General features: G+C 31.9%; 7 protein-coding genes. 1 reads left to right on the forward strand and 6 read right to left on the reverse strand.

The genetic code is table 11. The features are described 5' to 3' along the window. Positions 1 to 166: 166 nt before the first annotated feature. From ACILQF_RS12695 to ACILQF_RS12715, 5 genes are all read right to left on the reverse strand, one after another. Positions 167 to 604, reverse strand: a complete 438-nt coding sequence (locus ACILQF_RS12695) for a hypothetical protein (protein WP_395627768.1) — start codon at positions 602 to 604, stop codon at positions 167 to 169. Next, on the reverse strand, positions 597 to 869 hold the full coding sequence (locus ACILQF_RS12700) for a hypothetical protein (protein ID WP_395627769.1): 273 nt from the start codon (positions 867 to 869) through the stop codon (positions 597 to 599). The genes ACILQF_RS12695 and ACILQF_RS12700 overlap by 8 nt, the downstream gene beginning before the upstream one ends. Beyond that, positions 866 to 1,387 (reverse strand): RNA polymerase sigma factor, encoded by a 522-nt coding sequence (locus ACILQF_RS12705; RefSeq protein WP_395627770.1) that lies wholly within the window; start codon positions 1,385 to 1,387, stop codon positions 866 to 868. Before ACILQF_RS12705 ends, ACILQF_RS12700 begins: the two co-directional genes overlap by 4 nt. Before the next feature lie 390 nt (positions 1,388 to 1,777). Further along, a complete protein-coding gene (locus tag ACILQF_RS12710; protein WP_395627771.1) occupies positions 1,778 to 3,400 on the reverse strand; it encodes a M1 family metallopeptidase in 1,623 nt (540 codons plus the stop codon). Positions 3,401 to 3,737: 337 nt separating this feature from the next. Then, positions 3,738 to 4,244: a winged helix-turn-helix transcriptional regulator gene (locus ACILQF_RS12715; RefSeq protein ID WP_395627772.1), complete on the reverse strand. Its 507-nt coding sequence runs from the start codon at positions 4,242 to 4,244 to the stop codon at positions 3,738 to 3,740. Between the two features lie 241 nt (positions 4,245 to 4,485). On the opposite strand from ACILQF_RS12715, the gene ACILQF_RS12720 reads away from it, so the two are divergent. Beyond that, on the forward strand, positions 4,486 to 5,808 hold the full coding sequence (locus ACILQF_RS12720) for a YybH family protein (protein ID WP_395627773.1): 1,323 nt from the start codon (positions 4,486 to 4,488) through the stop codon (positions 5,806 to 5,808). 294 nt (positions 5,809 to 6,102) lie between these two features. On the opposite strand, the gene ACILQF_RS12725 is transcribed toward ACILQF_RS12720, so the two are convergent. Beyond that, positions 6,103 to 7,035 (reverse strand): flavin monoamine oxidase family protein (locus ACILQF_RS12725; protein ID WP_395627774.1); only part of this gene is annotated, 933 nt, incomplete at its 5' end.

Genomic DNA, 7,035 nt, shown 5'->3' on the forward strand with positions numbered 1-7,035 from the left:
TAAAAGTTTATCTGAAATTACACCACGTATATTTTGTCTGTTATTTTGAGCAAAAGAAAACGTTGGAATTAGTGTCAATAAAAAAAGAAATCGCAACATTTATCTAATATTTTGAATTATTGTCAAAGCGTAATTGCTTGAGCTATTATATATACGAATTATTTGCTTACCTCCTTTCTTTTCCAGAAAATAGGTTAGTGATTTCATTTGTTAGCTCATTAAAGTACTTTTGCTGTGCAGGTTTGCATAAATGTTTTATTTCTAAAAAATGCTTGTAGTTTATTTTCTCTGCCAGATATTGTTGCTTCGCAATTACTGAAATTAATGAATCAACTTTAGCAGTGTCTTGCTGATAGTTAAGTTGTTCAAACAAATTGCTTCTTAATTTATTCATAGTCGCTTCATTATCATTTATGGCTTTGCGATGTTTTTGAATGAAGACTTCGTAAATTTTAATTTGCTCCTTGTCAAAATGCAATTTATCAATGATTACACTTTTAGGACTTTTGTGCATTTTCGGTCCATTGAGAAACATAAAAAGCAATATTCCATTAGAAATTAATAATGCAATAATGATTAGGATTAGAAATTTAGATTTATTCATTGTATAAAATATTATTGGTTTTTAAAATAACATTTGAACTAAGCTCTTTATGTATTTTTTCTTTATTTGAAACTATATAAAACTCTGTTGTAATTAGTGAAATCAAAAAACAAGCAGTTGCCCTTAACCAAAACAATGGGATAATATTTCGTTTTTTTAGTTTATTTAAAGTTTGTGAATACAAGTTTGGACTAGGCTCAGCCAGTTTGATATTTGCTAAATGTTCAAATACTTGCTTCATATTAGTATTAGGCGAATTTTTCATGAGATTCCATTTCTATTTAATAAAACTTCTAATTTCTTTTTAGCTCTTTGAAACAAAGATTCTAATGCTTTTTCATTTAACTTCATTATTTCGGCAGTTTCAGCTTGAGATTTATCTTCTATCTTCAGTAAGATAATTGCCGTTTTTTGATTGTCTGAAAGTTGATTTATGGCATCAAATATTTTTTTATAGGCTTCTTTTTGTTCTAATTCTATCCCAGGATGATTAAAATTTGTGGGTTCATATTTGAAGTTTGCATCATTCAAACTAAATATTTGAGAAATGAAATTTCGTTTTTGGGTATTCTTGGCTTTTATAAAATCCAATGATTGATTAATGGAAATACGATAAATCCAAGTCCTTAGACTAGCCTGTTTTTTGAAGGAATTAAGATTGTCACTTACTTTTACAAAAACATCTTGTGTAATTTCTTCAGCGTCTTCTATATTCTGAACATATTGTAGCGCAAGGTTAAAAACCATTTTATAATGTTCAAAATAAATTCCTTCAAATGTCATTATGCTCCTGTTCTTTACACTAATAAAACTTGGCGATAAATGATTAGACGATCTTTTCAACAGTTTCCTTTGGTGTTATTTTCTTGCGGTGTATTTGAATCGCCCAAAACGGTTTTCAGCTATTTTAAGGGCGGTGTTTTAACAGATCCTCCTCTTCGCTTAAAGATCTTTCTCTGAGTTTTTTTAACCTAATACCGTTTCTATAATACGGTTAAATCCCTTAAAAGGGTTAAGATAGAAATATGATTATCATTCTTCGGAGCTGCTTCAAAATATTGTGCACCTAAACCTGTAAAGATCAATTTCTGTTGCTTAGGTGTTTTTTATAAAAAAAGATAGTCCGTTGCATAGTTATGCGGCGGACTATCTTATAAAAATTTTGTTTTCTATTTATAGCAAAACAACTTTTTTGAAGTAATATCCATTAGAATCAATGATAGGCATGGTTTTACTTTTTATTTTTAAACCTTTATTGTCCAAAATAATTTGTTTTTTACCCGTATCCGATAAGATGTCTATCGGAAGATTCATTGGAGAATTTATCGATTGTATCCAATATTCATCAGTACTTGTCTGCGTTATATTAATTTCAAGTCTGTTTGTTGTTCTTAAAAAAAAGTCAAACATTGGCTTTAAATCCTTTCCAGATTTCTTGCTGAACAATTTTTCGACATCATCTGTCGTAACAAAGTTGTCATAAGTATACTTTTCGTTTGTAGCAAGTTCTTTTAATGTTGGAAAAAATATACTGTCTCCCAAAATATAGCGTAGCGTATGCATGAAAAAAGCACCTTTAACATAAATATCCCCCGAGTATGTATTTACAGTATTAATTTCTTCACCCTGTACTAAGGGCTTTTTGTTTTTGATTGACATCCTAAACTTATTCATAATGCTATCATAGCCGCTTTCGCCTGCTACTTCTCGATAAAATAATGCGGTTGCATAAGTAGCAATACCTTCTTGTATCCACATGTGTGCCCAATCTTTATTAGTAACTTTATTAGCCCACCATTCGTGTGCAAATTCATGAAAATACACATCTGAGTAATCTAAATTTCCTGGAATAGGAGTGAACTTTAAACTGTCTTTAAAAGTAATCATGGTTTGATGCTCCATACCTGAGTTGGGCACTTCGGCAATACCAATTTTTTCTTTTACCCATGGATATTCACCAAAATATTTTTCCAGAATGTGAGTGTCTCTTTCTTTGATATCAAGTAAATATTCAGCTTTTTTAATGTCTGGATCAAGCGTATAAAGCTGAATGGGAACAACATTACCTTCAGAAGTAGTGTAATTTCGGTTGAATACATTGTATTTTCCGATATTAAAAACAATACAATAATTACTAATGGTATAATTTGTTTTCCAATGAAAAGTTGTTTTATCGTCTTTTTTGTTGATGGCGTTTTGAAGTAATCCCGGTCCGGCCACTGTTAGCCCTTTCGGAACGGTAATGAAAAGGTCTACACCTTCATTTGGTTCATCACTTGGGTGGTCTTTGGAGGGAAAATAGATTTTACCACCTTCAAACTGGCAATTAATAGCTACCCAGGGATTGTTATTTGTATCTTTTTTCCAGCTATATCCGCCTGCCCAGGGGGGATTTACAGCAATTGGTGGTTTTCCACCATACTCGATTTTTACAGTTTGTTTTCCTGCTTGAAATCCATCTTTTGCAGTAATGTAAATCAAGTCACCTTTCTGAAAAAAACTACTGTTTTTATTATTTGTTGTTATTTTTTTAACCTTTAATAAGTGTACCAAATCAAATAAGATGGTATCGGTTGGGCTGGATAATATCAAATCAATAGTGGTATGGCCATTAATCAATTGTTGTTCCATGTCTACATCTAATGCAATGGTATAATGACGTATGTCCATAATAGCCTGTAGAGGTTTTAATTTGCCACCCGATGCCATGTAACTGATGTCTCTATCTTGAGCCTGCAATAATTTTCCAGAAATAATAAAGATTAAGACTAAAATGATTGATAAAATGTTTTTCATGTCATGTTTTTATTAAATGTATTCATTTAAAAGAATAAAATAAACGGAAGAGTAAATTTAAGACCTTATTATGAAGACAATCGAAAAAAATTAGTGGATAGCTTCTATAAATATGTTCAGATCTGTCCGAGTAATTTTTGAATTTGAGCATTTGATCTGTTAAATCATTTTTTCACAGATTTAATTTAGTTAAAATGTATAGATTATAAGTTCTAATAGGCCTTGAAACAGGTATTTTATTTACATTGATTAAAAGCACTAACCTAAAGCATGATATGCTTTTATTAATTTAGGAGATTAAATAAGATGGGTTTTGAATAGAAACTATTCAAAGGCGCTATAAAAGTTTAAGCTTTGGTATTGATTTATCTTTGCTCTTTTGGTTTTCGAGCATCGAGTTTTCTATTTGATCCACAAATGCAAGATAACTTTCTCGCTTATCTAACATAAATAAATGCTTATCATGAAAGATATCAGCTTTAATTTTCTTTTGTGATTCATTCAATGCTAAATCTTCCAAATAACCAATAGAAAACATATAGAGTTCTACTAAAAGCGGTAATGTGCAAATTCCTTTTGGTGTAGCTAAATAAACTGCACTTTTTTTAGTCCCTTTTGGATTCAATTTATAAATAAATCCAGTTTCGATTAAATTAACCAATCGACTTGCTAAAATATTACTGGCAATTTTTTCTTTGGAATTAGAAAATTCTTTGACTGTAGTTTTTTTATGGATTAAAATATCCCTCAAGATTAATAAGGTCCATTTATCACCAAATAAATCAATGGACATGGCAATGGCACAGGTAGACCTATATTTTATATTACCATAAACTTTACCCATATCCTAATTCTATTTATAATGACAAAAATAATTAAATAATTAGAATTTAATTTTAAATATAAATAATTACTTGCAAAATGAAATTAATATTATATTTACTCCCGAAAAACACAGTAGATAGTTGGTTTTATAACTGTCTGAAGTCAACCAAAAGAAGTGGAGACGAGCACCACGATAAAAAACAGGGCGTAATCCGAAAAGCCAAAAGAGTAGGGAAATAATTAAACATAAACCAAGAAACATGAAAAAAAACATTTACGCATTAGGCTTGTCATTAATTATGGCGAGTATGTTTACTGAAGCTGCCTTTTCACAAAACTCAAAATCGGCAGGAAAAGTATTTATGGAGGGTGTCGATAAAGACAAGACCTACAGTTTAGGAAGTGACAAGGCTATGAATCTGATTTTAGAAAGCATTAAGGCTTACAATACGAATGATGCCGAAAAAGAACTTTCTTTTTACACCGATGATATGATTAAAAAAAACGGTGAGTATATTAGAGAATGGCATAAATCAATGAAGACATTGAATCAGCAGCCTTTCGGAATGGTTCCACTTAGGTTAAAAGGTTCTGAGGATGATATTGTTTTTTCATGGTCTCAAGAGGATAGAGAATGGAAAGATGGTTCCAAGCAAATGGAATATCTTTTCGAAATATATACAGTCAATAAAGACGGAAAAATCAGCAGGTTTAATCAATTTAAAAATCAGCCTAAAACCAATGAATTTGGTTTGGCGGATGGTGGTAAAATCTACTTAAAAGATGGCAAAACATCTACGTTTACGTTTTCAAATAGAGGAGAAATAGAAGCTATTGAAAAAATGAATATCGCTTTCAATAAGATGGATGCTGCTGCAGTAGCTAGTTTTTTTGCGGATTCTATTACTTGGAAACATTCAAATGGATTTGTAGAAAAGGTGTCAGCAAAAAAATTATGGGCAGACCATTTAAATGACCAAAAATCTGTAAATTGGAAAATAGAGGGTATTTTACCCTATAAAATGACAGATACTGATCCGGTTTCTGGAATTTTAGTGAGTGGTAAGCACGATCAATTAGCTAAAAATGGTACCAGGTTGCAAAAAACACAAATGCTAGGATTAACCTACGGTTTAGATGGCAAAATAACTGCAGTAGATAATTTTGTGAAAGACTCCAAATACAATCCTAATAAAATGGCTGAGGTAAAGGCCGAAATTATAGCGCTAGAAAAAATATGGGACGGTTTTTATAATTCTGGGGATATAAACAGCCTAGTTGAACTTTATGCAGATGATGCTGTAAGATACCCAAGTAACCAAGCTTCTCTTATTGGTAAAGAGGCTATTAAGAAGGATATGCTTTTAGAAGATGCGAATAAGGTAAAAGGTGAAACGGTTTATTCTGAAACCATTGATGTTTTTGGAAATGAAAATCAAGTAACAGAAACTGGTAATACTATCCATAAAAATGCTGCAGGAAAAGTAATTAGAATATCTAAATATATGACTGTTTGGCAAAGAGTTAATGGCAAATTCCTTGCTGTTAGAGAGATGTTTAATGAGAATGCAAAGACAAAATAATTAGGAATGATTTTTTAATTTAATCATTTTGTGTTTATAACACCAAATGATTAAAAAAATAGCCTTAGGTATTAACCTTAGGCTATTTTTTTGTTAAACTGTTTTTTTATTATTTGATTTTTTTCAAACATTCACTACTACGACAGGATAATTAGGAATGGCAAAAATAATTTTAATATGCCCAAAAGATTAAAAATATTGGGAAAGGCATTTTTGTCTTTGTTTCTAATTCGTATTAAAATATAAGAAACTATAAAACTTATTTTACCTTTTCCTTATTGGAATTTTCCCCAATTAGTTCATCATTTCCTTCATCACTCGCATGGCTGAACTTATAGCACCTTCCATATAGCCTGGGTAATTGCTTGAGGTTTCAGTCGCGGAGAAGTATAGCCTCCCACTTAAATAACTCTCTTGCAATAATTTATGCCCGTTATTTTGATGTGGTCTTTGTATAATTTGATTGGCTCCCGAAATAAATTCATCAGTCCAGACTTTATCAAAATAGGATAGGGGGTTCAATATCCTATCGCCAAATAGTTCATGCAATTGCTGTAAAACTAATTCCTTCCTCGCTTCTTGGGTGTAGGAAGCTGCTCCACCACTTAAAAATCCTGTGAAACCAAATTTGTCATCTTCAAAATTGCTATGGTCGTACATTTCGCTAACAATGCCGGTATGGCTGTACAGCATACCCGACTGTCCATTTTCTCTCCAGAAGGCTTCCTCAAATTCTAAAACAAATTTGATGGAACCCGACATCCAGGTTTGAACATTTGAAAAAACATGTCCGACTTCCTCTTCCAGTTCTGGAGCATATTGAATGCTGCTAATGGCTAGTTGTGGGGGCATACAAACAATCACCTTATCGGCTTCAAATTGTTGGCCTCCAGCCGTTTCAATTATAAGTTTATGATCAAGTTCTTTAATTGCTGTTACTTTTACGTGGAGGTGAATATTTTTAGGGTCTAATTGACCACTTAAGGCATCTATGAGCGCCTGTGTTCCACCTGCTAATCGGTAAGAAGGCTCTTCTGCTTCCGGCACAAAAAACTGTTGTGCTGGCTCAAAGGATTTGGTCTTAAAAAATGAGATCCCTTTCGAAAATTGTGGATATTTAACCAATCCCAATTCATCAATTAGCGACAATAAGTTTTGGTGGATATCAGAAAACCATGTCGCACCAAGCTCCAAGGGGGTTTCATTTTTCCCTTTGATGGTTTGTAT

Origin of the sequence: Daejeonella sp., from assembly GCF_044232565.1 — a bacterium.
Classification (GTDB): Bacteria; Bacteroidota; Bacteroidia; order Sphingobacteriales; family Sphingobacteriaceae; genus Daejeonella.